The 26,587-nt window shown below is 38.1% G+C and carries 26 protein-coding genes; 9 read left to right on the top strand and 17 right to left on the bottom strand.

Features of this window, described 5'->3' with window-relative positions; genetic code table 11:
* Window positions 1-34: 34 nt before the first annotated feature.
* Together EGI26_RS13240 and EGI26_RS13235 are read right to left on the bottom strand one after the other, a co-directional pair.
* Complete coding sequence (locus EGI26_RS13240) at window positions 35-1,423, bottom strand: porin (protein ID WP_255078970.1); 1,389 nt, start codon at window positions 1,421-1,423, stop codon at window positions 35-37.
* A gap of 268 nt (window positions 1,424-1,691) precedes the next feature.
* The gene (locus EGI26_RS13235; RefSeq protein WP_255078969.1) at window positions 1,692-2,120 is read right to left on the bottom strand and encodes an IS1 family transposase; all 429 of its coding nucleotides are present in this window, start codon (window positions 2,118-2,120) and stop codon (window positions 1,692-1,694) included.
* A 194-nt stretch (window positions 2,121-2,314) separates the two neighbouring features.
* Here EGI26_RS13235 and EGI26_RS13230 point away from each other — a divergent pair, with 194 nt between their 5' ends.
* From EGI26_RS13230 to tnpA, 3 genes are all read left to right on the top strand, one after another.
* Entirely contained in the window at window positions 2,315-4,084 is a 1,770-nt protein-coding gene (locus EGI26_RS13230; RefSeq protein ID WP_255078967.1) for an ABC transporter ATP-binding protein, read from the top strand.
* Window positions 4,081-5,028, top strand: coding sequence for a GTP-binding protein (locus tag EGI26_RS13225; protein ID WP_255078965.1), 948 nt, complete (start codon window positions 4,081-4,083; stop codon window positions 5,026-5,028). Before EGI26_RS13230 ends, EGI26_RS13225 begins: the two co-directional genes overlap by 4 nt.
* Window positions 5,029-5,289: 261 nt before the next feature.
* On the top strand, window positions 5,290-5,760 hold the full coding sequence (gene tnpA / locus EGI26_RS13220) for an IS200/IS605 family transposase (protein ID WP_255078963.1): 471 nt from the start codon (window positions 5,290-5,292) through the stop codon (window positions 5,758-5,760).
* 4 nt (window positions 5,761-5,764) lie between these two features.
* Here tnpA and EGI26_RS13215 read toward each other — a convergent pair whose 3' ends face one another.
* Window positions 5,765-6,346, bottom strand: a complete 582-nt coding sequence (locus tag EGI26_RS13215; RefSeq protein WP_255078961.1) for a DUF1572 domain-containing protein — start codon at window positions 6,344-6,346, stop codon at window positions 5,765-5,767.
* An 82-nt stretch (window positions 6,347-6,428) separates the two neighbouring features.
* Window positions 6,429-6,884 (bottom strand): GNAT family N-acetyltransferase, encoded by a 456-nt coding sequence (locus EGI26_RS13210; protein ID WP_255078960.1) that lies wholly within the window; start codon window positions 6,882-6,884, stop codon window positions 6,429-6,431.
* 121 nt (window positions 6,885-7,005) lie between these two features.
* Here EGI26_RS13210 and EGI26_RS13205 point away from each other — a divergent pair, with 121 nt between their 5' ends.
* Both EGI26_RS13205 and EGI26_RS13200 read left to right on the top strand, forming a co-directional pair.
* The gene (locus EGI26_RS13205) at window positions 7,006-8,265 is read left to right on the top strand and encodes a peptidase U32 family protein (RefSeq protein ID WP_255078959.1); all 1,260 of its coding nucleotides are present in this window, start codon (window positions 7,006-7,008) and stop codon (window positions 8,263-8,265) included.
* The gene (locus EGI26_RS13200; protein ID WP_255038678.1) at window positions 8,258-8,482 is read left to right on the top strand and encodes a ferredoxin; all 225 of its coding nucleotides are present in this window, start codon (window positions 8,258-8,260) and stop codon (window positions 8,480-8,482) included. The genes EGI26_RS13205 and EGI26_RS13200 overlap by 8 nt, the downstream gene beginning before the upstream one ends.
* Before the next feature lie 228 nt (window positions 8,483-8,710).
* Here the strand turns inward: EGI26_RS13200 and EGI26_RS13195 are convergent, their stop codons facing one another.
* Both EGI26_RS13195 and EGI26_RS13190 read right to left on the bottom strand, forming a co-directional pair.
* On the bottom strand, window positions 8,711-9,169 hold the full coding sequence (locus tag EGI26_RS13195) for a DUF1569 domain-containing protein (protein ID WP_255078958.1): 459 nt from the start codon (window positions 9,167-9,169) through the stop codon (window positions 8,711-8,713).
* Between the two features lie 40 nt (window positions 9,170-9,209).
* On the bottom strand, window positions 9,210-9,695 hold the full coding sequence (locus tag EGI26_RS13190; RefSeq protein WP_255078957.1) for a peptide deformylase: 486 nt from the start codon (window positions 9,693-9,695) through the stop codon (window positions 9,210-9,212).
* Window positions 9,696-9,821: 126 nt separating this feature from the next.
* Here EGI26_RS13190 and EGI26_RS13185 point away from each other — a divergent pair, with 126 nt between their 5' ends.
* The 3 genes from EGI26_RS13185 (at window position 9,822) to EGI26_RS13175 (ending at window position 13,257) form a co-directional block, all read left to right on the top strand.
* Window positions 9,822-11,180 (top strand): amidohydrolase family protein, encoded by a 1,359-nt coding sequence (locus EGI26_RS13185; protein ID WP_255078956.1) that lies wholly within the window; start codon window positions 9,822-9,824, stop codon window positions 11,178-11,180.
* Between the two features lie 9 nt (window positions 11,181-11,189).
* Window positions 11,190-11,789, top strand: a complete 600-nt coding sequence (locus tag EGI26_RS13180; RefSeq protein WP_255078955.1) for a YigZ family protein — start codon at window positions 11,190-11,192, stop codon at window positions 11,787-11,789.
* Between the two features lie 181 nt (window positions 11,790-11,970).
* Window positions 11,971-13,257 carry an ATP-binding protein gene (locus tag EGI26_RS13175; protein ID WP_255078954.1) on the top strand — a complete coding sequence of 429 codons (1,287 nt, stop codon included), beginning with the start codon at window positions 11,971-11,973 and terminating at the stop codon, window positions 13,255-13,257.
* A 33-nt stretch (window positions 13,258-13,290) separates the two neighbouring features.
* On the opposite strand, the gene EGI26_RS13170 is transcribed toward EGI26_RS13175, so the two are convergent.
* From EGI26_RS13170 to EGI26_RS13135, 8 genes are all read right to left on the bottom strand, one after another.
* The gene (locus tag EGI26_RS13170) at window positions 13,291-14,361 is read right to left on the bottom strand and encodes a 4-oxalomesaconate tautomerase (RefSeq protein ID WP_255078953.1); all 1,071 of its coding nucleotides are present in this window, start codon (window positions 14,359-14,361) and stop codon (window positions 13,291-13,293) included.
* 14 nt (window positions 14,362-14,375) lie between these two features.
* Window positions 14,376-14,993: a 4-carboxy-4-hydroxy-2-oxoadipate aldolase/oxaloacetate decarboxylase gene (locus tag EGI26_RS13165; protein WP_255078951.1), complete on the bottom strand. Its 618-nt coding sequence runs from the start codon at window positions 14,991-14,993 to the stop codon at window positions 14,376-14,378.
* 59 nt (window positions 14,994-15,052) lie between these two features.
* Window positions 15,053-16,711: a carboxylesterase/lipase family protein gene (locus tag EGI26_RS13160; protein WP_255078950.1), complete on the bottom strand. Its 1,659-nt coding sequence runs from the start codon at window positions 16,709-16,711 to the stop codon at window positions 15,053-15,055.
* Between the two features lie 133 nt (window positions 16,712-16,844).
* Window positions 16,845-17,561, bottom strand: coding sequence for a PIG-L deacetylase family protein (locus tag EGI26_RS13155; protein WP_255078949.1), 717 nt, complete (start codon window positions 17,559-17,561; stop codon window positions 16,845-16,847).
* An 89-nt stretch (window positions 17,562-17,650) separates the two neighbouring features.
* Window positions 17,651-18,826 (bottom strand): dipeptidase, encoded by a 1,176-nt coding sequence (locus EGI26_RS13150; protein ID WP_255078948.1) that lies wholly within the window; start codon window positions 18,824-18,826, stop codon window positions 17,651-17,653.
* A 142-nt stretch (window positions 18,827-18,968) separates the two neighbouring features.
* Window positions 18,969-19,919, bottom strand: coding sequence for a VOC family protein (locus EGI26_RS13145; RefSeq protein WP_255078946.1), 951 nt, complete (start codon window positions 19,917-19,919; stop codon window positions 18,969-18,971).
* A 50-nt stretch (window positions 19,920-19,969) separates the two neighbouring features.
* Window positions 19,970-20,311 carry a DHCW motif cupin fold protein gene (locus tag EGI26_RS13140; protein WP_255078945.1) on the bottom strand — a complete coding sequence of 114 codons (342 nt, stop codon included), beginning with the start codon at window positions 20,309-20,311 and terminating at the stop codon, window positions 19,970-19,972.
* Window positions 20,312-20,350: 39 nt separating this feature from the next.
* Window positions 20,351-21,790 carry a subtype B tannase gene (locus EGI26_RS13135; RefSeq protein WP_255078943.1) on the bottom strand — a complete coding sequence of 480 codons (1,440 nt, stop codon included), beginning with the start codon at window positions 21,788-21,790 and terminating at the stop codon, window positions 20,351-20,353.
* A gap of 182 nt (window positions 21,791-21,972) precedes the next feature.
* Here EGI26_RS13135 and EGI26_RS13130 point away from each other — a divergent pair, with 182 nt between their 5' ends.
* Window positions 21,973-22,848, top strand: a complete 876-nt coding sequence (locus EGI26_RS13130) for a helix-turn-helix domain-containing protein (RefSeq protein WP_255078942.1) — start codon at window positions 21,973-21,975, stop codon at window positions 22,846-22,848.
* Between the two features lie 34 nt (window positions 22,849-22,882).
* On the opposite strand, the gene EGI26_RS13125 is transcribed toward EGI26_RS13130, so the two are convergent.
* The 3 genes from EGI26_RS13125 to EGI26_RS13115 form a co-directional block, all read right to left on the bottom strand.
* Window positions 22,883-23,752: a DUF1080 domain-containing protein gene (locus EGI26_RS13125; protein WP_255078941.1), complete on the bottom strand. Its 870-nt coding sequence runs from the start codon at window positions 23,750-23,752 to the stop codon at window positions 22,883-22,885.
* Window positions 23,753-23,881: 129 nt separating this feature from the next.
* On the bottom strand, window positions 23,882-25,240 hold the full coding sequence (locus tag EGI26_RS13120; RefSeq protein ID WP_255078940.1) for a vanadium-dependent haloperoxidase: 1,359 nt from the start codon (window positions 25,238-25,240) through the stop codon (window positions 23,882-23,884).
* 51 nt (window positions 25,241-25,291) lie between these two features.
* Entirely contained in the window at window positions 25,292-26,587 is a 1,296-nt protein-coding gene (locus tag EGI26_RS13115) for a hypothetical protein (RefSeq protein ID WP_255078938.1), read from the bottom strand.

The raw sequence follows: 26,587 nt of genomic DNA, 5'->3' as shown, positions 1-26,587 counted from the left end.
AGTTTTAGAGTTTAAAATATTTAAAGGTTGATAATTATAAATACACTTGTAATTGCATGATGAATTCGCCCATGGACTTTTTGTTGCCCGTAGATGCCTCTATGCCAGGCCTCAAAGAATACTGCGTAGTGATTTTGGCATGGTGACCATCAATAAGCCAGTTGGCTCCAAGGTCCACATTTGAAACAGACGTTGGCAATGCTTCAAAGTTTTTCATGGTGTATGCCGCAAAAGGTTGAACCCTCATTTTAGGTTTTTCTTTGGTTTTAGGCAGAAGCAATCCCGCTTGGGTATAGAAAATTGTTCCAGTTCCAATCATCGGTTGGGCATTTCCAGCTCCAGCCATCAGTTTGTCCGTACCTTTGAAATTTGCATCAGCTACACCTACATTCATTATTCCGAGATTTCTAAGGTAATTAGGCCCGAAATTATAGTTAAATAATCCTGAATACGCAGTGATGGCCATATTTTTCTCCTTTTTGCCTATGGTCATATCCAAAAATGCATCCACCGCCATCAAATTGATGTTGTGCGTGCTCACAGTTCCATTTACTTGACTCTTGGTGCCTTTTGGTTGGCTGTAGAATCCTGCACCAATGTTAAATACTCTTTTTGTTCCCAAGTAAGTTCCGACTTTGAAAGGGAGAAAATTAGATTCTGAATCCAGAAATTGATATTCCACGTATCCTGTTTTTGCAAAAGCACTCTTGCCATTATTATCCACAGCTACGGCTTTGTCGGCTGCGGAAGCATTGCCAGGAGCTAAGTTAGTAGCATAAGGTTTATTCAGGGCAAATCTATACTCCAACTTATTTAGTTTTCCTTTTGCAAAAAAGCCCATCTGACGAGCAAACTGATCGGAGTTTTCGATGGTAGCCCAAGAAAAAATAGGCGAGTCCACAGTTAGGAAATTCAAAGTAGAGGCATAAGTCATTCTCGAAATTCCTAGGAAATAATTCAACCCGGCACCTACTGTTAGACTTGAGTTTTTATTTTCCTTAGTTGGTTGAATAACAGCGTATTCGTTCCAGAAATCATGAAAAAACAATTGTGGTTTTTTGCCGGCTCCATATCCGCCAGTTCCTGTAGAACCAGACGCACCACCATTGAGAAAAGTTTGATTATTTATGCCAAAATGAGCCAAAACCATGTATCTTTTACTTACCTGTGCATAAGCGAGCATTCTGAGTCTTCGCATACCTACATCATAGTTTTTGGTAGCGGCTTCACCACCTACGGTAGTGCCAGGATTCATCTGCGAAGCCCTAAACCATGTCTGATTCCAGGTAATAAACCGCACATACTTGGTTCCTTCCTGATTTACATTAAGTTTAATGCCTCCACCGTAGTCCGAAGACCCTTGCCCAGAGGAGGAAATAACCGTGGTGACCAGCACCGAAAATAAAAGAATTAATTTTTTCATAGATTTTAAATTTATTGGGGTTTTGTTGTACTTTTCGATGACAAAGATTAGCGTTCTATTTCTCAAATCGAAATTTCTATATAGTTAAGCTAAATTGATATAGAAAACAACAAAAGTGGACTTACAGCAGCATTTGAGTGAGAAAGCAAGATTTTAGATTATAATTAAAGAAAAATTCAGAATTATATTTGGCTATTTTAAAAATATACCAAACTTGTAGAGTATTAGGTCAGAAAAGAAATATACCAATTTGGTAGGATACTATAGATTAGTTAAACGTGATTCTGTTCCACTGAATGACCATAAACTTATCCCCAAGCTCAGTTATGAGCATTCCTTTTCCCTCTACATTCTGGGGTCTAGAAATAAACTCTGCTAACTCCTTCTGGTTCAATATTTTGTATGTCGGGGTAGCAAGATTTTGCTTGGGCACCTTTATTTGGTACTTTTTCACCCAATTCATAACCGATACGTGGCTAATACCCAATAGACGCTCAATTTCTCTGTAGCTTACCCCTTCAATGTAGAGCTGAAGGGCCTTCACCACATAGTAGCTATCGATGCTTTTACCCATTTTTTCAACGGTAAAATTGTACAAACAACTTCTGCATTTGTAGCGTTGCTTACCTTTGATCACACCGTTTTTGGAGATGTCATCAGAGTCGCATTTGGGGCAAGGAGGGAAAATACTGGCCATCTATACTTTTTTAGCAAATATATATCTTTTTAGCAAAACTTAAATTATTTGAGGATAAAATATGAAATTTCAACGGAAACTTACTGGGGAGCAATTAGTAAAATGTCATAAATTATCCATTTTAACATGTTCGGAATTTTAATATTTCAAAATGTGTTAGTTATTCTTAATCCGAAAATTTTCTCCAAGCTCTTATGAAACTACTTTTTCAGTACCTATCAAAATATAAATTAGGTGTATTTCTGGCATTTTTACTAGCCGCAATAAATCAAAGTTTTTCGTTAATGGATCCGTTTTTCTTCGGAAAACTCATTGATAAATTCGCTAAAAATCCAGATCAATATACCCAAAATGAATTCCTAAAGGGTGCTGGGTTTATAATTTTGGCTATTATCGGTGTGGCCATGGTGAGTAGAATTGCCAAGACATTGCAAGACTATGTAATGAACAGCGTGATTCAAAAATTCGGAGCCGACGTCTTCATCGATGGCTTGAGACATACACTCAAATTGCCCTTTCAGCAGTTTGAGGATCAACGAAGTGGCGAAACACTTTCGGTTTTACAAAAAGTGAGGTCTGATTCAGAGAAATTCATTACGGTTTTCATCAACGTGGCCTTCACATCGATAGTAGGTATAGTTTTCGTGATTATCTATGCCATCAATCTTAATCCAGCTTTGGTGGCGGTCTATTTCATTGGAGCATTTGCATTGGGCACTTTGACCAATATTTTGAGCAAAAAAATCAAAGAAATTCAGAAGACCATTGTAAAAGAAACCACAGCTCTGGCTGGGACAACTACAGAATCGCTAAGAAATATAGAATTGGTAAAAAGCCTCGGTTTGGCAGACCAAGAAATTAATCGTTTGAAACTAAACACACTCAAGATTCTTAAACTAGAACTCAAGAAGGTGCGTGGTGTACGCTCGATAAACTTTGTACAAGGGACGTTCGTAAACCTCCTCAGACAAGTGATTCTTTTTATATTATTGTTCTTGATATTCAAAAACGAACTTACTGTTGGACAGTTACTTACACTTCAATTTTATTCATTCTTTATTTTCGGGCCTTTACAAGAACTAGGTAACGTAATATTAGCTTATAGAGAAGCCGAAGCCTCTTTAAACAACTTCCAAAAGCTATTGAACACACCCATTGAGAAAAATCCTGAGAATCCGAAACCACTTGGAATTGTAAACAAATTGACTTTCTCTGATGTAAGTTTCAAACATTCTAGTGCCGAAAATCATGCCCTGGAAAATGTAAACTTTGAGGTAAAAAAGGGCGAAACTATTGCATTTGTTGGGCCGTCGGGGTCCGGAAAAACTACCCTGGTAAAACTATTGGTGGGACTGTATAAACCTAATGAAGGCAAGGTTTTTTACAACAATATAGATTCTGACCACCTCAATATTGACGAACTCAGAAATCAAATTGGCTTTGTAACCCAAGACACGCAGTTGTTTTCCGGCACCATTCGCGAAAATTTGCTCTTTGTAAATCCAACTGCCACCGACGAACTGATGCTCGATAAAATGCGTAAAGCAGCTTGTCATAACCTGTTGAAAAGAGCCGAAAATGGGCTTGACACCGTAATAGGCGAAGGTGGAATGAAAATCTCGGGAGGAGAGAAACAACGTCTTTCCATCGCAAGAGCTTTGCTACGTGACCCAAAAATATTTGTTTTCGACGAAGCCACCTCTGCTCTCGATTCGCTAACAGAACAGGAAATAACCACCACAGTAAGAGAAGTAACTGAAAACGGTGATTACATAACGGTGATGATTGCCCACCGATTGAGCACCATTATGCATGCCGACAGAATCTATGTTTTGGAAAAAGGCGAAATTATTGAAGTCGGAAAACACACAGAATTACTGGAAGAAAAAGGCCTATACTATGCCATGTGGCGTCAGCAAATAGGTGAAAGACAAGACATTAGAAAACAACCTGCAATGGCATGAGCAAACCTGTAACCATTCTCACCGGCTTTTTGGGTTCAGGAAAAACGACTTTTTTGAATCAAGTTTTAGAACAAAAACCTGATACCAGATTTGCTATCATTGAAAATGAATTTGGTCAAGCAGGTATTGACGGCGAACTAATCATTAAACCCGACAATGAGATTTTTGAATTGAGCAATGGCTGTCTTTGCTGCTCTCTAAACGAAGGCATTTATGATATTCTGAACGAACTCAGTCAAAAAACCGAACAATTTGACGAGCTCATTATAGAAACCACTGGCATTGCCGATCCTGCAAATGTAGCTAGTCCTTTTTTCTCAAATTCTGAAATCAAGAAGGATTTTCCAGTAAAAAGAATAGTCTGTTTGGTGGATGTAGAACTTATCGAAGACCAGCTCATTGAAACTGAAGAAGCCATAAAACAATTGGCATTTAGCGACATTATTTTATTAAATAAAACCGCCAACGTTTCAGAAATTTATTTGAAAGAACTAAAACACAAACTACTGTCTATCAATCCATTCATAAAGTTTTTCGAAGAAAAAGAGATGCTCTTTCCTGTGAAAGAAATTTTCGAAACAGTCAGGGATGCAGATTTGAAAATAGAAGAAATCGAAAACAAACCTCATTCGCACGAACACAAACATGGTAAAATAAAGTCTTTCACCTTTAGATTTCCCGAGCCTTTCAACGACAAAGAGCTTCAAATGAGACTTTTTGGGTATTTGGTGTTCGAAGCCAAAGGCTTATATAGAATTAAAGGAATTATCAATGCCAAAGACGTAAATCATAGATTGATTCTGCAATCTGTGGGTCAAAGTCTAAATATTTCTGGAGGAAAAGCATGGCAAGAAGACGAAATTAGAGAAAGCAAAATTGTGTTTATAGGGAAGGACTTGGATAAGGCTTTTTTTGACGAATTGTTGCAGGGGTGTTTAGCCTAAAAATGCTGAATGAATTAAAATCCAATATACAACCCAATTCGACTTAAAACATAATTTGACCCCGCTGGGGTCATTTACATTTATTCATCTTCTAACTAACATAATTTGACCCCGCTGGGGTCATTTACATTTATTCATCTTCTAACTAACATAATAAGATAGAAGCATTTTGACCCCAGCGGGGTCAGATTATTAAAAAACCATTTTTTTATAATTTCACAGGATTTTTTATAAATTTGGTCAACTATTAATATAATTCACATGGCAGATACCTATCGAAAAGTCTACCTACACGTCGTTTTCGCTGTCAAAAATAGAAAAGCACTTTTAGACAAATCATGGAGAAATGAGCTTTTTGCATATATGGCAGCAACACTAAATAAGAGAGGTCATTTTTCCTTAGCCGTAAATGGCTACCATGACCACGTTCATCTATTCTTTGACTACAATTGCAAAGAACTCATTTCTGACTTGGTTAGAGAAATCAAGAAATCCTCAAATGAGTTTGTCACTGCAGGCCGCTTTTGTTCGACAAAATTTGAATGGCAAAATGGCTATGGCGTTTTCTCCAATGGCCATAGAGAAAAAGATACAATTATCAAATATATTGTTAATCAGGAGAAACATCATTCTAAAAGAAGCTTCAAAGAAGAATATCTTTCCTTATTGGCATCCTACAATGTAGAGTATAAAAATGAATACGTGTTTGAGTTTTTTGATGAAGCTAAATAAAAATCTAAGGACTTTGTTTAATCCTCTTCCCCAAATACTCATCGGTAAAATGCCCTTTGTTCTTTTCTTTGGAAAATTTTTCGGCATTGTAGGCTGAGCTTGCCCTTTTGGCTATAGACAATGTCTGCCAATTTTCGTCCAAAAGCATTTTACCTATAAAAACTATCTGGCCAACATGGTAGGGATAATGTGCCAACTGTCGGTTGATGGCTTCCATCACGGTATGACCTTGATTTCGAATATATATAACTTTATCTAAATCCTCGTTTGAAATGCTATCCAATGCTTCAAAAAGGCCGCTCCATCCTTTGTTCCAAGCTTCAAATAATTCTATTTTGGTTTTTATTTCACCTTCAAACTCTGCATCTCGATTTCGCCATTCTTTTTCGCCATCTGTAGTCAGGAAATCGGTCCACCGTGAAAGCATATTTCCAGATAAATGCTTGACAATGATGGCAATAGAATTTGACTCCGCATTATACTGCCAATTGATTTGGTCGTCGGCAATCTGGTCAAAAGTCTTTTCTCCAAGCAACTTATAATACTCGAACTGTTTCTTTACAGAATCTAAAAAATCAATCTTCATGCTTTTTATAGTTTATTATGACACCGTAAACATGTTAAACCATTTCTAGGAAAGCTTCCCTTAAACACCTCATTGGATTGGCCTACAAAACTTTCTTCATCCTAAAATTCTTCAAGTGAATACCCTTTCTAATGTTTCTATTGGTCTTAACTACATGATAACCACTTTTCTCGAAAAAACCTCTACCTGACACACTCACGTCTGCGTATAATTCAGATAAATCATTCAATTTTGCTTCATTTTCTAAGTTTTCTAACAACTGCTTCGCAATGCCTTTCCCAAATTCATCTTTTTGAACAAACATCAAATCCACATAATCCATGGGCCCTAAAGAACTAAAACCCACCAATTTGGTATCCTGATGAGCCAATAAAAAATACTCGCCTTTTATCTTGTTCAACCACATCGACTTATTTTCAGTAGATGAAGCCCAAACTTCCTTTTGTTCGTCATTATAGTCTTCATTTGCCAAAACATTCGCCCTAAACAAACTCAAAATATTCTCTAAATCCCCTTCCTCAGCCCTTCTAAATTTCATATATCATGATTTTGTATACATCGCACTTTAAAATAAGTGATAAAACACAAAAATGATTCATTAATTTTGCATTATCGTTTAGATTGGAAATTAATCGCTTATAAATTCTGTTTCAAAACAGATGAATAAAGAAATGCAGAAGAATACGAAGTTTGAGGTGATGGCTCCGGCCGGTTCTTGGGAAGCCATGATGGCCGCCATAAAAGCAGGTGCTGACTCGGTTTATTTTGGTGTGGAGCAGTTGAACATGCGTGCTCGACAAACCAACAATTTTTTGGTGGACGACCTGCCCGAAGTAGCTAGAGTATGTGGTGAAGCTGGGGTAAAAAGTTATATTACGATGAACACCATCATCTACGATCACGACATTTCTTTGATGCGGAGAATCATCGATAAAGCCAAAGAAGCGGGCATAACGGCCGTAATTGCCTCTGACCTTGCGGTGATGAACTATTGTCGCAAAAAAGGCATGGAAGTGCACATTTCTACGCAATCCAACGTAACCAATTTAGAGACTGTTGAACTCTTCTCTGACTATGCCGACGTAATCGTGATGGCTCGTGAACTTACACTCAAACAAGTTGGCGACATGGTGAAAGCCATCAAAAAGAATAATATAACTGGTCCTTCTGGAAATTTGGTACAAATAGAAATTTTTGCCCATGGAGCACTTTGCATGGCGGTTTCGGGCAAATGTTATTTGAGTTTGCACTCGCACAATGCCTCGGCCAATCGTGGAGCGTGTATTCAAAACTGTCGCAGGGAATATACGGTAACCGACGAAGAAGGCATAGAACTAAAGATTGACAATGAATACATTATGTCAGCAAAAGACCTTTGTACGATAGATTTCTTGGACAAAATACTCGAAGCTGGCGTGCAAGTATTGAAAATAGAAGGACGCGGACGTGCGGCTGACTATGTTTATACCACGACACAATGTTACAGAGAAGCTGTAGATGCTTTTGAAGAAGGTACTTATACACAAGAGAAAATAGCGGTTTGGAGAGAGAAACTCAGTTCAGTTTATAACCGTGGATTCTGGGATGGCTACTATTTGGGCCGTAAAATGGGCGAATGGAGCAATGTGCATGGCTCAGTGGCCACTACCAAGAAAATATACATTGGCAAAGGCGTAAAATACTTTGAAAAAATTGGTGTAGGAGAGTTTTTGATGGAAAGCCACGACATCAACATTGGCGATAAATTGATTGTAACAGGTCCGACGACTGGCTTGATAGAAACTACAGTAGAAGAAATCAGATTGGGTTCTGGTGATTCGGTTCAACAAGCTGTAAAAGGAAATACGATTTCGCTACAAATTGGCGAGAAAATTCGTGCTTCTGACAAACTATACAAGATAGTTGCTGCCGATGCCTAAGATGTTTCATTACCGCCAACGCTGCATAGGTTGCAATGCATGCGTAGAAATAGCCTACAACCGTTGGCGGATGTCAAAAAAAGACGGAAAAGCGGTTCTCCTTGGTGGAAAAGACAAAAAAGGCATCTACCAAGTGGAGCTAGATTATGACGAAGTTGACGAAAATAAACGAGCTGCTGAGGCTTGTCCTGTGAAGGTTATTCAGGTTCTGGAGTAGAAGTGTCTGCAAATTATTACACAAGTGTAAGCAGCCAACAACGTCAATCAAATTTACTCAATGGAAATATTTGGCTAAAGCCTAATACTGTATCTTCAAATGAAAAATGGGCTAAAGCCCATTCCAATTGAAATTCCCCCTGAAATCTATTCTTAATTGCATCGGGCTTTAGCCCGATGAGAGAAAATGCATGCATTGATTGCCTTTAGCCAAATTTTTCATCAGAAATCAAACCCCAAACTGCCCCAAATGGTGATCTAAATGCTTGTAAAACATAACGTTCCATTCCTCTTTGCTCAGTTTTCCGAACGAACGAGACTCGCGGCCTTCAAAATACTCAGCACCCAATGCTTGTGTTTGATTCAAATAGTCAATCAGTCTTTTCTTTTCAGTCTCAAACTCTTTTTCTCCCACAATGACAAACTCTGGAGCAGTTCTAAGATTTTGCTTGTAGGGCACATCACCTACAACAGTTGGTTTTACCACAAACTTGAGAAGGAGCCTCATCATAAAATTTGGTTTAGGGAAACGCTCTGGCTCAAATAACATCTCGTAGGTGACACAGCAATGAGCCAACATTTGACTTACCGACATTTTGCCCCAAAGTGCTTGTGTTGATGGGTTTAGGTTGTTTATTCTTGTTACAATTTCGTCTGTGACGTTTTTTTCGAAGATATTCTTTATCATTGAATTATATTTTTTTTCATAAAGTTAAACAAAAAAACTATTATGTTCTCCAACGAAATGACTTGTTATCAATAACCCTCATCGTACATAAAACGCCCTCCAGATGGTCAAATTCGTGTTGAAAAAGCTCTGAAAGGTCATTCTCGAAAACTGTTTTTTGGGTTTCCCAGTTTTGGTCCAAATATTCTACCTCAATGCTTTTATGCCGCAAAACCTTGACAAAAAGATTTGGAAAACACATACAATCATCCCAAACTTCAAACATTTCGTTGCTTTTACTCAAAATCTTTGGATTAATGAACACCATCGGTTTGTCGATATTCATATAAATGAGGCGTTTCATATTACCCAATTGTGGTGCGGCTATTGCCCTTCCAAAATTGTATTTGGCTCTGATATCTTGCATAACCTCATGCAAATCCTGCACCCAAACTTTCACCAGCGGCAACTCTTCAATGTAGATTTCCTCTGACCTTTCATAGAGTATTGGATTTCCTAAAACCAACAAATCACTGACAGTTTTCATTTTTTATTGCTAATTTTAAACTTTCGCAATCTATAAATAAGCGGCAATATGTTTCATCAAAAATTAAAATTTCTATTCGTAATTCTTACCCTATTTGTTTTTCGGGAAGCGATTTCTCAAAATCAAATGAAACTAATTTATAATGCAAAAATAATAGATGTAAAAACTGGAAAAATCAGTAAACACAATTCTATATTGATTGAAAACCAAACGATTAGAAACATAGGCATTTACAAAAAATTAAAAAATCAGGCTACAGAAAGAATAGATGCAAAAGGTAAATATGTGATACCAGGGCTCTGGGATATGCACATACACATAGAGGGGCAAGATTTGGTCGAAGACAACAAGGCACTGTTTCCTGTTTTTATCGCCCACGGAATTACTACTGTTAGAGATGCCGCTAGCGATTTAGGCCTACAAGTTTTGAAATGGCGTGATGAAATAAACGAAGGCAAACTTTTGGGCCCAACTATTTATACTGCAGGACGAAAACTGGAAGGCTTAAATTCGATCTGGAAAGGTGATTTGGAAATAGAAAACGAAACACAATTGGCCCAAATGCTTGATTATCTGGACAGCCTGAAAGTGGATTTTGTAAAAATTACAGAGAATACTTTGAAGGGCGATTTGTTCCTAAAAAGTGTAATCGAAGCAAAAAAAAGAGGTTATTTGGTAACAGGACATGTGCCTTATGACCTAACTATTAACGATTTGGCAAATGAAGGTTTCTCAGCCATAGAACATGCCAGCTATTTATTGAGATTGGGAAATGATGAAATTACCACGAAAAAAGGAATTCTGGATGGAACACTCACCAAAGCTCAAGCGGAAAAAGACTTTTTGCTCAATTTTGACCAAGAAAAAGCCACCAAAGCCTACACAGAATTGGCAAAGAGAAATGTGGCCATTTGCCCAACACTTATTGGAGGAAAACAGTTGGCATACTTAGACGAAAACAACCATAAAAACGATGATTTCCAGAAATATCTGACGAAGCGATTTATGTCAAATTACCAATGGCGGATAGATCGCATGGCCAATGAAACACCCGAACAAAAACAACAAAGAAAGGAGCGTTATCAATTGATAGCTAAACAGTTGCCACATGTCCAAAAAGCAGGAATGTTGATTATTGCTGGCAGTGATTGTGCCGCCCTAAATACCTTCGTTTATCCCGCCGCAAGTTTATTAGAAGAATTAGAATTGTTCCAAAAAAGTGGCATGAAACCTTTGGAAATACTTCAATCCGCAACAATGAATGGAGCAAAGTTTATGGGAAAATTTGACAAAACTGGAAGTATCGATATTGGAAAAGTGGCAGATTTAGTGATTTTAGACGAAAATCCCTTGGAAGACATCAGGGCTGTTACCAAAACCTTTGGAGTTTTTACAAAAGGCCAATTTTTCGACAAGAATGCCTTAAATGAAATGCTGGATTTGGCTGCCAAAAAGAAAATAGAACTAGATAAAAGTAGAGAATAATTTTAAAAAATGACCGACGAATTCAAAACCTTAAAATCTAGTTCAGAAGGGCTTTTCAAAGACAAAGGAAGCAAGTTTTTTGCTTATGCATTTCCAATTCAAACCGAAGATGATGTCCGTTTCTATTTAGAAAGCGTAAAAGCCGAACACCCAAAAGCACGGCACGCATGCTATGCTTACAAAATTGGCATTGACGAAACCAATTTCAGAGCCAACGACGACGGAGAGCCCTCAGGATCAGCAGGGAAACCGATTTTGAATACCATCACCTCATTCGAACTTACAGATACTTTCGTGGTGGTCATTAGATATTTTGGCGGAACACTTCTGGGCGTACCTGGCTTGATAAATGCTTACAAAGAAGCAACAAAGGAGGCTCTTTCGATAGCAGAAATAGAAACCAAAACCATCAATAGCCTAGTAAAAATCAGTTATGATTTTGATCAAACCAATGCCATTATGCAGATGGTCAGGAAACTTGAACTCACTGTAAAAGAACAAACCTACGAAAACCGTTGTGGAATAATCTTAGATGTCCGGAATTCCTATATCGAAAAAATCAGAGAAGAACTCAAGGAATATTGGAGCTTGGAAATAGAAATTTTGTGAGGTAATTTCTTAAGATTCTTATCACCACACTTTCTAATTATACACTTTTTCGTACGAATAAATGTAAACTATGACACTTTTTCATACGAATAAATGTAAATAATTACACTTTTTCGTACGAATAAATGTATTTATTAAAAATAATCTCTAAATTTACAGCATTAAAACACTGTAAATCAACATGAAAAGAGATTTAAACCAAAAACTTATTGAATGGAAAAATTCTCAAGTAAGAAAACCATTGATAATTCAAGGTGCAAGACAAGTAGGAAAGACGTGGCTGATGAAGAATTTTGGAGAACAAAACTTCGAAAAATTTGTGTATCTAAACTTTGAAAGCAGCACAAGACTGAAAGATTTGTTCATTGCAGATTATAATATTGAAAGAATAATAGCTACGATTGAAATAGAAACCAATCAAAAAATTGACTCTAAAAATACGCTTTTGATTTTTGACGAAATACAAGAAGCCGACAAAGGATTAACCGCACTCAAATATTTCTGCGAAAACGCTCCTGAATACTATATAGTGGCCGCAGGCTCGTTATTGGGCGTTTCAATGCAAAAAAAACATTCTTTTCCAGTAGGGAAAGTTGACTTCTTGAGTTTATATCCTATGTCATTTACTGAGTTCCTTGAATCAAATAATGAAAGTAGGCTTGCAGCAGAAATTAAAAATGCGAATTGGGACTTATTGAATAGTTTTCATGATAGACTTGTAGAGCAATTACGCTTATATTATTACATTGGTGGTATGCCAGAGGCCATTTATGCATATATACAAAATAAAAACTTAGAAGTAGTAAGAGAAATTCAAGACAAAATTCTGTTAGGATATGCCAATGATTTTGCGAAATATGCACCAAACAAGATCGTACCAAAAATCAAATTGGTTTGGAATTCAATAATAAGTCAGCTTTCTAAAGAAAATAAAAAATTCATTTATGGACAAATAAAAAAAGGCGGTAGAGCCAAAGAATTTGAATTAGCAATTGCTTGGCTTGTGGATGCGGGTTTAATTTTGAAAATAAACAACCTCAGCAAACCAGAATTACCTCTGAATGCCTACGCCGAATTTGATAATTTCAAACTTTACTTTTTAGACATAGGGCTTTTGAATGCTATGGGAGGATTAGAAAAGCAAATTTTGCTAGAGAAAAATGCTATTCTGACCGAATTTAAGGGAGCATTGACCGAGCAATATGTTTGTCAACAATTGTTCCCAAAAAGTAAACTCTTCTATTGGTCAGCACCGGCTGGAAACGCCGAAATAGATTTTGTGTTCCAAAAAGAAAATCAAGTTATACCACTAGAAGTAAAAGCAGAAGAAAACCTCAAAGCCAAAAGTCTGAAGGTTTTTGTAGATAAATTTGAGAATAAAAATGCCTTGAGAACTTCCATGAGTAAGTTTAGAAAGGAAGATTGGCTTACGAATATTCCACTCTTTGCGGCGGAAAGTATCGCCTGAGTTTCTAAACAAATTGGAGAAAAAAGGCTCGTTTCAATAATACGCTTCTCCTTTGCTTAAAAGCCTGGCCGTGCGAATAAGACCAGATTTTTTGATATTTATTTCCTGCCGTTCTATATCATACTCCAAATTGACAGTAAACTCTCCCGATGGGTGTTCGATAGAAAATTGGTTCTCGTTCCTTTCAAAAACAACGACTCCACTGCATATTGAGTTGGGTACAATACAAGCCGAAGCCAATGTTACGGCCGCCAAAACTCCGATAGCCTCGTGTACTACATGCGGAATAAACATTCTCGAATTCACCACGCCGCCTGCTTTAGGCGGAGAAATCAAACACATTTTAGGTATGGTTTGATTCTTTACATCACCCAGATTCATTTTAAGTCCAGCCTGCAGACGGATAATTTCTATCTTTGACTTTAAAGCTTCGTTGCTTTCCAAAACTTCTTTGCTCTCATCACCAACCAAATCAAAATCAGATGCACGCATGATAACGAGTGGCATTCCGTTGTCAATACATGTTAATGGAATATTGTCGATTACATCTATGGCATTTCCAGTTGGCAACAAAGCACCGCAGGTAGAACCCTCAGAATCCAAATAATTACAAAGTATGGGAGCTGCGGTGCCCATAACTCCGTCCATTTTGGTACTCCCTTCATAAGTTATTATTCTGTTTGGTGTTTGAACTTCGACTTCACAGATTCCACCGGTATTCACAATATTTATCTTAGCTTTTGTAAGGCCATTTTGAGCTGGAAACATTCCCGACTCCAAAGCAAAAGGTAACACTCCTGCCAATATATTCCCGCAAGTTTGATTGGCGGATACCAGCCCTTTTCCTACTACCACTTGAATAAAAAAATAATCCAAATCCGCTTCTGGGAGGATTGATGGGCTGACAATCGCTACCTTGCTGGTGAGAGAATTTGCTCCACCCAAGCCATCAATTTGCCGAGAGTCGCCCAACAATGAGCCCTCCATAATTCTGATTATTATTTCATTTCTTTCAATTTCGTTGGTTGGAAGATCCTTGGCTTGAAAAAACAATCCTTTCGAGCTTCCTCCCCTGATCTGCATGTATGGAACCGACTTTTGCACTTCTTTCTTATATTTTAGTAGCCAAATTTTTCATCCCATCCATAAACCTCAATCGATGGCCGTCCCTTGCGGAGTTCGGCTCTAGTACGCTCCTCTTTTTCTTCACGGGCTATTGCTTTTTCTATGGTTTCTTCTATTCTATAAAACGGAACAACCACCACGCCATCTCTGTCACCCACAATAATATCACCTGGATTTATCAAAACATCGCCTATAATGACAGGTTCGTTCAGTGTACCATCACCATGGTTAGACGTGCCACGAATACACAAACCTCTCGAAAAAACTGGAAAATTCATAGCTTCTATGTCGTCTGCATCCCTTACACAGCCATCAATCACAAGTCCATTGATACCCTTAGTTTTTGCTCCAATACTCATCAAATCACCCCAATAGCCAGCCTCATAAAAACCTGAGCAATTAACCACCAAAACATCACCAGGTTTTGCGTAAGCATATGCACGATGCAATAAAACGTTATCACGTGGCATGGTTTTAACCGTATAGGCTGGGCCACAGACCTTCATAGCTTGGGTGATGGGCTTTATTTCGGAAGGCAAATAACCCGTATTGCCCAGTGCTTCACAAATAGTAGCTGCCGAAAATTGGGATAGTTTTTTAATTAAATCCATTTATAAAAAATCTAATAATAGCCACGAATTCAAAATTAGAATTCGTGGCAATAAAATAATTAAGCCAAAGATTTTCTAGCTTCGCCGTCCGGATTATTGGCCAACACCGAGTTATCATCCAAAATCATGGTTTCACAATTCTGGGTTGTATATGGTTTCCAAGTTGGTAGCCCGCCACCATTAGGATTTGAAGTTTTTATAAAATTCAGAAGCGATTTCGACATCTTCTCTGATAAAGCTCTTGGGCGTTTTCCACCACCAGTGTGGGTAAGCATTAAGTCCGTGTTATAAAACCAAAAACAGATGTCGTCGCAATGGAACGCCCGCATGCGGCCATCAAAAAGTGGCGGCTGCCAGCCGAACCAAGCCAAATAAACCGGAGATTTCTTTTGCGAGATCTTGGCATCTGCTGCAGCCACAGCATTTTTTCTATTAGACAAAATCATCGACCAAATCTCGATTGGGCGGGCCTTAGAAAAATTCTTGGCATAAGCGTCAACAATTTCGGCCGACTTATCGCCAAAACGAGGCTTAATTTTCTCAACAACCTCGGCCAAGGTTATGCTCTCCAGTTTGGAATCTGTTCTGCTTGGACTTTGTTCGTTGAAAGTGGAGCAAATAATCATGGGTATATCTGCCGAAAAATGATTGGAATCTGCAAAAAAGGCCCCACCATTCATATAATCTCCATCCGCAACAGGAGAAAAACCTCCTCTGGCAATATTTAAACGTTTGGCTTCATCCGCCATTTTCACTACTGCCCTATCAGCTATATCTATGTATTCTCTCCAAGGAATCTGCTGCAACTTTTCTATTTCGCCGTTTTTAAGACCAGCCTCTTCCATTACCTTTTGACCAAGCTTTTCGGCATATTCTTTATTGACTCCTGCCAAGGAACTGCCGCTTAAACATACCGCTTTATGAAACAATCCCTTCGCCGAGGGCATATTCATTAAGGTTGTAACTTTGGCTCCACCACCAGACTGGCCCATAATGGTTACATTATTTGGATCCCCACCAAAATTAGCGATATTGTTTTTTACCCATTCCAAAGCCAAAACCATATCCAGATTTCCAACATTCCCCGATGCAGGATGCCCACCCGCGGCTTTCAAATGACTGTAACCCAGAGCACCCAATCGGTGATTTAGAGAACAAAAAACTATATTCCCTAGCCTAGAGATGTTTTCGCCATGGTAGCCATCTTGCTCGATTGCGTTGCCATTTACAAAACCTCCACCATGCAACCAAACCAAAACAGGTCTTTTTTGACTATCCAGAGCGGGTGTCCAGACATTGATTTTGAGACAATCCTCAGAAACATCGTCGTAGTTCCAATGATCTACAAAAGAGGCATAAGTATTGGCGTAACGTTTCTCCATAATCTGCGGGGCGGAGTTTCCCCACCAAAGTGCTGGCCGAATCTCAGACCATGCCACTGGTTTTTGAGGTGGCATAAATCGATTTTTGCCAGAGGTATCGGCACCGTAGGGAACTCCCAAGAATTGATGAACGCCACGGAGTATAAATCCTCTGATTTTTCCATGCTCGGTATTTGCAATGGCTATGTTGTCACCAACGAATAATTGTTGGTCGTCGCCATTTGGCTTTTGTGCTTTTGGAAGTTCGGAAGAATGAGCAAAACTTTCGGTTGAGATTCCGATTCCTGCCCCAACCACTCCTAATGATTGGATAAAATTCCGTCTTGATGATTTCATAGTTTTTATTTTATAAAAGGCTGAACATTAATTAATAATCTAAAGTACAGTTTTTTTTTAAACCTTTATACCACCCAATCCATTGAATTAGTTCATTCAAAATCAAAAACTATACTTTTTCGACCAATAAATATCAAAATATTGAACCAACCACCTTTGGCAAATGACTTTGAAATACTTCTGCAAATTTTACATCTTTATTTCCTGAAATGCGGCGGGCGTGATTGGCTCTTCTTCCGCCGAGTTCGGTATAATATTCCACCAAATATTTTTGAGCTCCCATGCAGTTCATGGCTGCTATTTTCTTGTTGAAAACAGTTGAAATATCTACGAAAGTGTCGGGTTTGAAATCGCAAAGTTCGGGTTGGTGTGGTTCAAATGAATACCACATTGGTGGGTCAATATTTTTGAAAGCACTTGCTACGCCAGCCCCACAACTCAACAATCTTGCTCTTTCGGTGGCTTGATATGCCAACGGATGGTCGGGATTAAAAGGGTCTTTGGCGGTGTGTGTCAGAATAACTGTCGGCTCAAAATCGCCAATGATTTTGGTTAATTGTGCTATTCTTTCGTCAGAAATGAGCATTGGGTAATCGCCCCAATCTAAAAACTGAATAGTTGTTCCGAAAATATTTGCTGCTTGTTGGGCTTGTGCTTTTCTGATGATTTTCACACTTTCTTCTGTGCGATTTGGATCTTCTTTCCAAAGTTCACCTGATTCGCCACGCTCTCCAAAAGAAAGACAGACAACGAGTGTTTCAGCCCCTTGTTCTACACTTTTTGCTATAACGCCTCCACTTCGCCATACAAAATCGGCTGAGTGAGCAGAGATTACTAATAATTTATTCATGCCTTGTAACTATTTATCTGTGAAAATCTGAGTTCAATGAATGGCACGCTGATAACGCAGATGTTCCATCGCTGATTTTAACGGATTTTTTATTTTGTTGAAGCATCAAAAACTTTCAAGAAATTTTTGCTACCAATTTTTATTATTTCTTTTTCTGAAAAACCAGTTTTAAGCATCGCATCAACCACTTCGTAGAAAAATCCTGATTGCTGATTTTGCCAAATGCCGTTGGTTAATTCTCCGAGTCTTGGAGAACTTGTATCGTTTGGTTTGGTGGCACGGGTTATTTTTGTATCCGTACCGATGCACACATTATCAACTCCGATTACATCTACCATTGCTCTGATATTTTGAGCATAATCTGCGGGTGTTTCGGTCAAATGTCGCCAAACGCCAATTACTCCGCCTGCATTTGCTACAATTTTAGCTTGTTCTTTGCTGATAAGTCTTGGTTTCATCATTTGAGCCATTTTTTCGTTTTTGCCCAATTGTGTATCTAAACTTGTGTGGGTTATGACCACAGGTTTTGTACTAATTTTTAGAGCATCATCAATCGCTTTGTTGGAGCAATGGGTGAGGTCAACCAAAATGCCGAGTTTGTTACATTCCTTCAAAACTTCCGTTCCGAATGGACTTAAACCACCAAAAAATGGCTCTTTGGTGTAAATATCGCCCAACGGAACTGCGGCATCATTGTCGTGCAACAAACCTAAAACTCTTAAACCTCTATCATAAGCGGGTTTTAATCTTTCAATTTTACCTTCAAGAAAATGCCCTCCTTCAACCGACTGAATAATTGCAGGCTTCTTCTTTTTAAAAGCAGATTTTAGGTCAGATAAATTCACCGAACGCTTCAAATTGTATGATGCAAGCAAATTATCTGCCGCATCCATTCCAGCCATAAAACGATTATATCCATCACCTTCATTTTGGAGTTTTTGATAATCAACGGCAAAAGTCATGACGATAGCAGCCAAACCCGACTTTTGAAAATCTGCTAACAAATCATATTTTGGCAATGGTTGGTCAGGATAGATTCTTACATCAACATGGTTGTGTGTATCTATGGCCATTGTTTTGGCTACGATTTGAGCTATTTTTGAAGCCCCGAAGCGTCGGTCGCCCTCTCCCCCAAAGGGGGAATTTCCTTCCCAATAACTAAGACTTGAAATTGAGGAATTTATTCCGAAACTTAATTTTGAATTCACCAAAACCCCTGCACCAATGAGTGATGCTATGAATTTCCGTCTGTTTATTTCATTCATTTTTTTATGTTTTATATGTGCAAATCTGAGGTTGAAAATCAGCTTCATCAGCGTTCTAAAAATAGGCCGCAGATAACACAGATACTTCGTAACGCTGATTTAGACAGATTTTTAATCTAAAATCTCATTCATAAATCCAAAATCAAATCAACTCCTCTGGCATTGGATTTCCTCTTGTGTGAAAACTTTCTACTGTTTTTAGTCCCCATGCTTGGCCTTTCATGCGTTCTTCTCTATTCCACACAACAGTTTCATAATCAGGATCGAGAATGAGTCGTGAAGTCGGATTCGCTATTTCTATTCTATTTCCGCCAGGCTCATACAAGTACAAAAAAAACGTTTGCTGAATAGCATGCTTATGTGGTCCCGTTTCAATAAAAACACCATTCTCTAAGGCAATATCAGCTGCAATAAGTACTTCCTCTCGACTATTTGTAACGTAAGTCAGGTGATGAAGTCTGCCATTTAACCCACTATGATCTTCTGTTATAGCCAAGTCGTAGGTTTTATTATTGACCGAAACCCAAACACCTTTTGGACCGTCTTCAAATTCAATTCTTTCCGTGTTTCTGCCACCCAAAACATTAAACTGAAAGTCGGAAAATGCCCGAATATCTTTTGCCAAGAGGTTTAAATGATCTATTCTACGCACATTTGCCCCACGAGCAGGGTATTTGCTATTGGTATTTTTCAAGGCAGATTGCATATCGCCTTCGGCCTTGTACTTATGGGTATCAAAATAAATTTCACAGATATGTCCATCGGGATAACGAAAACGATAGGCTTTTCCATAGCCACATTCGTGGTCTGTCCAGCCGATACCCAAGCCAGTAGCTTGGATGGCTTTCACTCTTGCTTCTAGGGATTCTCGGCTTCTGGCTCTCCACGCAAAATGCCCGATACCACTGTGTTTATTGGCGGTCAGTTTTAGGGAATGGTGCTCGTAATCGTCATAAGCACGAAGATATGCCGAATCGCCATCGGTTTCGGTAACATACATTCCCAAAATATCTGTAAAAAAACGAATACTTTCGTCTAATTTTGGTGTAAGTAGCTCGACATGAGCCAAGTGTGCGAGTTCCCAGGTGATCATAATAGTGATTAGTTTTTTTGAAGAGACAAGGCATGTCTTCGATATAATATTTAATTTTTCAAGAAATCCCCATCTATTATCAAAAGTTTTGCACCATTTTCAGATATTGAAAGATGCGAACTCAAATTATCAGAAACAACAAAAGACATTCCTTGATTTAATACAACAGGGTCATCCCCAGCCAACTCTGTAATGAATGACCCTTCTAAACAATGAACAATATGTCCTTTTGCACACCAATGGTCTGCCAAGAAATCAGGACTATACTCCACAATTCTTATTCTGAGTCCCTCAAATTGAATAGTTTGCCAAATAGATTTGCCTTTTTCTGACGGATATTCTACTTTAATTATTTCATTCCAATTAATTAATTGAAAAGGGATATTGCTCATATTATTCGTTTTTTGTTAATAAAATATAATTAAGATTTGCTATTTGGTAATGATGTCCATCCAATTAAACAATTCTTCCAAGTCATAATCACCACTGTGAGGTTTGTCCCACGGAAGTGCGAAATCTATTATAAAGCCCTTGTTTTGCAAAGTTATAGCTAAAATTATTGGTACGGCAAAGCCCGTATCTCGGTCTTTTGCACCATGTCGAACTCTCCAGTTTTCAGCAGTTTTTGCAGATTTATCGCCAATATAGCTCATCGGATTCATCATTTTTATCTGCTGTGCATCTGCCATTGTTGCGTTCGGGTCTTTTGAATGTACTTTGGCGTATTCTGTAAAATGACGATTTTCGATACTTTTAGTACCAAAAAGGTTGTTTTCAAAAGATTTATTATCCAAAGCATCAAAAGCAGGAGGAGTTTTCATACGTTCCAAATAAATCATGTAGCCATCAAAATCTACTGAAACAACTTTATTAGCTTCAATTTTCAAAAAAGTATGTGCAGATAGATCTGTTCCGGAATTTAATGCCACTTGTGCCGACGCTACGAGATAAGATTTCACCAATTCTTTGAAATTCCCATTTCCTTCGGCATCCAAGGTTAGTTTTTTGCCAGCTTCATCCTTTAGATTTAGACTATTCAAATATTGTAGATAAGCGGCCTTCAAATCATCAGAAACTTTAATTGATTCAGCATCCAAATCGCCCTTTTTACCTCTAAAATTATAGCCATGAATCTTATTAAGCTGCCATTCATAGGCCATATCGGCATTTTCAAGATTGATAATCGGACAATAGGCCGACACCGCAAAAATATCATCGGTGGCATTGGCAGCACCCAGTTCTTTCAGAAATGGCTCATAATCGGCATGATTCCCCGTTGCTCCTAGCAAAGTTGACATTGCTCCACCTGCACTTGTGCCATTCGAAATTATTTTATTGGCATCGCCAGCCATCAGTTTATCATTGAATTTTAGGTATCGCACCGCCGCTTTCAAATCAACAATTCCTGCAGGTGCTTTTCCTATCAACTCCCCCCTTTCGTTTCTATTGGTTCTACCTCGTGCACCAGCCGAAGCCACAATATATCCTTTCGAGAGAGCAGTCAGAACGGTCTTATTGTTATAAGGAAAAGGTCCCTTTTGTTCTGGAACTAAAAAGGTAGCCGGCTGTGCAGGCATATATCCACCCACACGATTTGGAAAAAATATTGGGGCCGTTTCGGCAGAAAAACCGTTGATTTGCTGGTTGTTGAAATATTCTTCGGGAATATACATATTCAGTATATGGTGATTCAAATCTACTGGATTAGCCACATACAAGATCTTTTCATAAGCCCTCACTTTGATAGTTTTACCATTAAATTCCTGGGTTTGAATTTCGTATTTTGAGGCATCAAAAGACAGAGAATTTTGAGCCCGAGCTAATCCAAAGGTGAGCAAGACGCAGAAACTGCACCACAGCGATACTTTCATGTTCAATCAATTTGGTTTAATATCCAGATTACAAATTTCTTTATTTTTATTCAGAACAGTAGGAAACTATTTTTACTTTTATGGATAAAAATCGAACATTGAAAGAAAATCGTAAATTGTCATACTACACTAATCTAAATTAGAATGAAAACATATTCATGATAGAAAAACCTCTAAAAGAAATGAACAAAAAGACAGTATTAAACTTCGATGGGCTTTATGGTGATGACTATGGGCGATACTCGGCTGAATATATTTTCCTAGAGCTCATTTCAACTAGAAGTCAGATATTTAATTGGACCATCAAACCGCACATCCACTTACATCTTTTTCAGATATTTGTTCTTACAAAAGGATCAGTTTTGTTTCAAGAAGCACTCAAAGAACAGCAAATTAATGCTCCCTGCATCTTGTTGATACCGCCCACAAAACTGCATGGTTTGGTATATACACCCGATGTAGAAGGACAAATCCTGACACTCTCAGAAAGCATAATAGAAGAAATTTTTAAAACATCCCAGTCCATCTGGAAAACGTTTGAAGATATAAGGATTTTGAAAGATTTTGAAGATGATTTTTCATTCGAAAACATACTTAGACAGTTAAAAAACATTGAAGATGAGCTTTTTGGAGACCATCCGGAGAGAGGACTCATGCTAAGAGTTATTCTGACGCAGTTTTTTATTTGCCTTCATCGGCTCACTCGGCATGTTGAGGCTCAAAGAAGTGATTCGCTTATGATGAATTATTTCCGAAAATTTCAATCAAGCATTAAAAACTCGGACTACGACAAAAGTATTCCAGCATTTGCCGACGAAATGAATATTACTCCCGTTCATCTCAACCGAATATGCAAAGCCATAGCCGGCAAATCTGCAATAGAGCTTGTACATCAGAATCTAGTCAACGAAGCTCAAAAATACCTTTTGCATACTTCATACTCTGTTTCTGAAATCGCTTATCTGCTCAAATTCGAATATCCCAATTACTTCGCAAAATTATTTAGAAAACATACCGGATTTTCGCCAATGGAATTTAGGCGACAGGATAGAAAATAAATGATACAGCGACCTAAACTAAATTTAAGATGCTTTAATACTTACAAGCACTCCGATCCATTTCTAAGTAATAGCTTTTGTAATTCTTGGCTTTTTTGTCCATACAGCCCTTGAGGTTCAACAATTTAATATCCTTAAAATCAATCGGATGACTTTCGGCTTGGAGAGCTATATAACCTTCCTTTAGCGGTTCTCCGTTTCGCTTTTCCCAAAAAGCCGCGGCTTCTTCGCTAAAACCCCATTGTTTCCAATTGAAATTCTTGGTGGCTCCCTCTCCCACTTTGGTATTTTGGTAACTCAAAACGGTATCGCCTTCTATAATCTGATGTACCATAGAATCGCCCAAAACTATCAATCGAGCCTTTATCCATTTGTCTCCATCGTAAGTTTTCGAGTCAGAATCTATACAGTGTTCCATTCTAAGTTTATTGTTCATGTACACGTGTGTACCTGGTGTGCACAGATTGGCCGTATGCCTTGCCCCACTACCCAGCCCGCCGAGTAGCTGCATTTCGAGCGACACCGGAAAATCTTGGTCATAACTCAAACTTTGAGCCGACTGAGAGTGAAACATCACACCGCTGTTTCTTACATTCCAAGTTGCTCCGCCGGGCGTTTGAGTGCCTGTAAACCTGTAGGTATAATCTAAAATATAATGCGAATAAGGGGTTTTGTAGTATAAATGACCATAGTTATCTCCGAAAGTTGTGTATTCTTTATAGTTTATTCTGAGCATTTTATCTTCGACCAAAAAAGTATTTTTATGGTTGACATTTACGTCATGACCCGAAATCTTAATATCCCAGCCGTCCAGATTTTTACCATTAAAGAGACTTTGCCAGTCCGATTTTTTTTGTGCAAAAACCACAGAAATACTCAAGAAAAAGCAGATAATTATTTTCATTTTTAAAAGAATGGTTGAATACCAAATGTACGGTTTTTTCTGAAATTAGTTAGTAGTCCCTAAACAAAAAAAATGACCTCAAAAGAGGCCATTTTTTGGATGTGACGATATTTACTATACTTAATATTGCTATTTTTTCCAAGAAAGTGCGTTGATGTTTGCTCCAATCTTCTTACCCTCGGCCATTCCAACTTCATTGTCTTGCCGAGTATGAATGCCCCCATAAAGCCTTGATATACCGCACTCTATGGCCGTTTGAGAAATAGAAGTATAACTTCTTTTTTTATACTCTACGTTTCTAAATATATCTTTCGGTCTTCCTACGTGTGTCATGTCATCAAATGCTACATTGTCGCCATAAACACTAATTAGAGCCTCCGCAGCTGATGAGGCTTGCGTTGAATGCCCCGAAGCAAACGCTGGGAAAGGTGGTTCAGGCCAAAATTGTTCAAAAGAACCTTTAATGTTTTTTCTAATGTAAGCCGCTGGACGAACGGAGTGATAAGTATATTTACATTTCCAACAGTTGATAAACGCATCGGCCACAGACATCCCCACTTTTGCAAAAGATTCAGCAGCAGCAAAGAGATTTGGCTTTTTGACTCTCAATATTTGTAAAGCTAAACTATAAGAATGCCCGGGAGGAGCATAAGTCTCCGAGGGATCATCTCCCCACCAATTGGCAATTTCCTTTTGGGTTTGTGTTAATGACAACTGAATATCATAAACTTCTTTAAATTCCTTAAAAAAGGCCGAATTCACATCATCTGAATAGGGAATTATCTGTGGAATCGAAAGCTGAGAGTTTGTTGAGGTAAAAGTTCTGTTTTTCCCCCAATGCGGATGCAGAGGCATAAGAACTGAGGATTGTCCATTTGCTGGTGGAGACCAATTCATCGAAGTTCTCGGAAAAACATACTTTGAGTCGAAATTGGTTAAATAGCCCAAGTGTCCTCCGTCTGTTTTTGACCATTCGTAAATGGCTTTTGCGACACTCAAACCGTATCTTTTCGACCTATTAACAATTGCGGTATCTTTAACAATTAAATTTCTTTCTGCAAAAATCGCATTTTCTAAAGAATCAATTCTGTTATTATCTATTAGTTGTGCATGCTGCCACATTTGTTTAATCATATAAGCCTGACCTGCATTTAACGAAGTTTCCCAATCATATTGTTTGCCGGTTTCGAGCTTTGGAAGCACTCCTAAGCCGTTGAGCTGCGGTGCTACCGATTGGTAAACTATACTGCCATTGACGATGCTCTCATACATAGTAAGGCCGATATAGCCCAGCGACCTTGAAACGTAGGTTGGGGTTTTGAGCTGCTGTACCTTTAGGTGCCTTAGCGTCATTTCCACCCATTTATCAGCAACTATATTCGAAATTTCGAGTTCAACAGGAACTGGATCAGGGTCTTTCTCAGTGTCTTTGCAGCTAGTTACCAAGGCTATAGTCAAAACACCCAACAAGTAAAGTTTCATTTTCATCAATAATAATTAAAATACAATTTAACAATATTCAAAAATGAGGCCAAATTTTTAATTAACTTCCAAAACATAATGCCCCACAAAAGCATGACGTTCAAATGATAAAATCCAAAGATGAAGCTTGGTGTTATCATCAGCATCAAAATATAACAAAGGTCCATCAATACCAATTTTATGACTATCTATCCATTTGTGGTCTTTGTCTAAAAGAAAAGCATAAAAAGCATTGTCTTTGGTTAAGTGTTTTTGTTGGTAATCAATGGTTTCGTAAAAAGAATGATTAGCGATACCCATCGAGGTTTGAAAGCCCTTATTTAAATCTTTTAAACTAAGAGTTGGTATTAAACTTACATCTATACCTCCAATCACAAGTTTTGTCTGCGTAGAATGGTCTTTATTACTTTCAAATGCCAATTCTAACTCAATAGATTTTACCCCTAAAGCATTTACGATTTCTCGTTTTTTAACTTTCTCCAATATTCCTAAACGGCTGAGTTCGGTTTTTCGGGGATCCTTGGTGTTGTAATATCCCGGAATAGAAAAAGTCGAAAATAATGTAGAGTCACTCAATAAATCATCAATTTTTGTAATATTTTGAGGAAAAACAATGTTCTTTCTCTTGCGTTCACGCTCACCGATTACTGGATACATTTCATTGTTGACTGCTTCAAACGCCACTTCACTTTCAGTCTTTATTTTTCGTAAAATCGACAAATCGACCTTCTTTGATTCGGGGTCTATCCAGTTTTCTAACCCTTCTCTGAAAGTTTCATAGCTCAATTTGTTGCGTTTTTCGAAAAGGTCTTTGTACAAATCTTTCGGAAAATCAAACCAGCATTGCCAAAACAGTTTTTCTTGGCCGTCAGCATCTTCGGCATAAACGAGCACTTCCCATAGGTAAGCGTTCAAACAATTCCTTGCCAAATCTACTCTGGTTACTTTGATATTTGTTTTACCCGAGACCTCAAACTGCCCCTTTTTAAACTGTACTTGCTGCCGATTCCATTCTTGATTAATGACACCGATATAGGTCAAATAGTCATCTTTTTTGATAAAATCTGGTGCTGTGGGCATCATTTCTAACAAGGGCAAGTTTTTTAGGGCTATTTTACAAAGTCCTTCTTCATGTGAGTAGAGGTCGAGATCAAATAACTCGGCTTTTCTTTCAGTGAGAATTATACTTTTGAAATATTTTTGTTTGGCTTCTGCATGCCGAGATTCCAAATTCGGGTTGTCGGGGTATTCCGCATCAGACATTTCCTTTGTTTCAATATTAAATACTGTTTGTTTTTCTTTACAAGAAAAATAAACCAAACAAAAAAATACCAAAATACTGATTTTCTTCAT

The organism is Lacihabitans sp. CCS-44 (genome assembly GCF_024343735.1).
Classification (GTDB): domain Bacteria; phylum Bacteroidota; class Bacteroidia; order Cytophagales; family Spirosomataceae; genus Leadbetterella.
The sequence above is the reverse complement of the archived record's forward strand: the minus strand, read 5'-3'. Positions and strand labels throughout refer to the sequence as shown.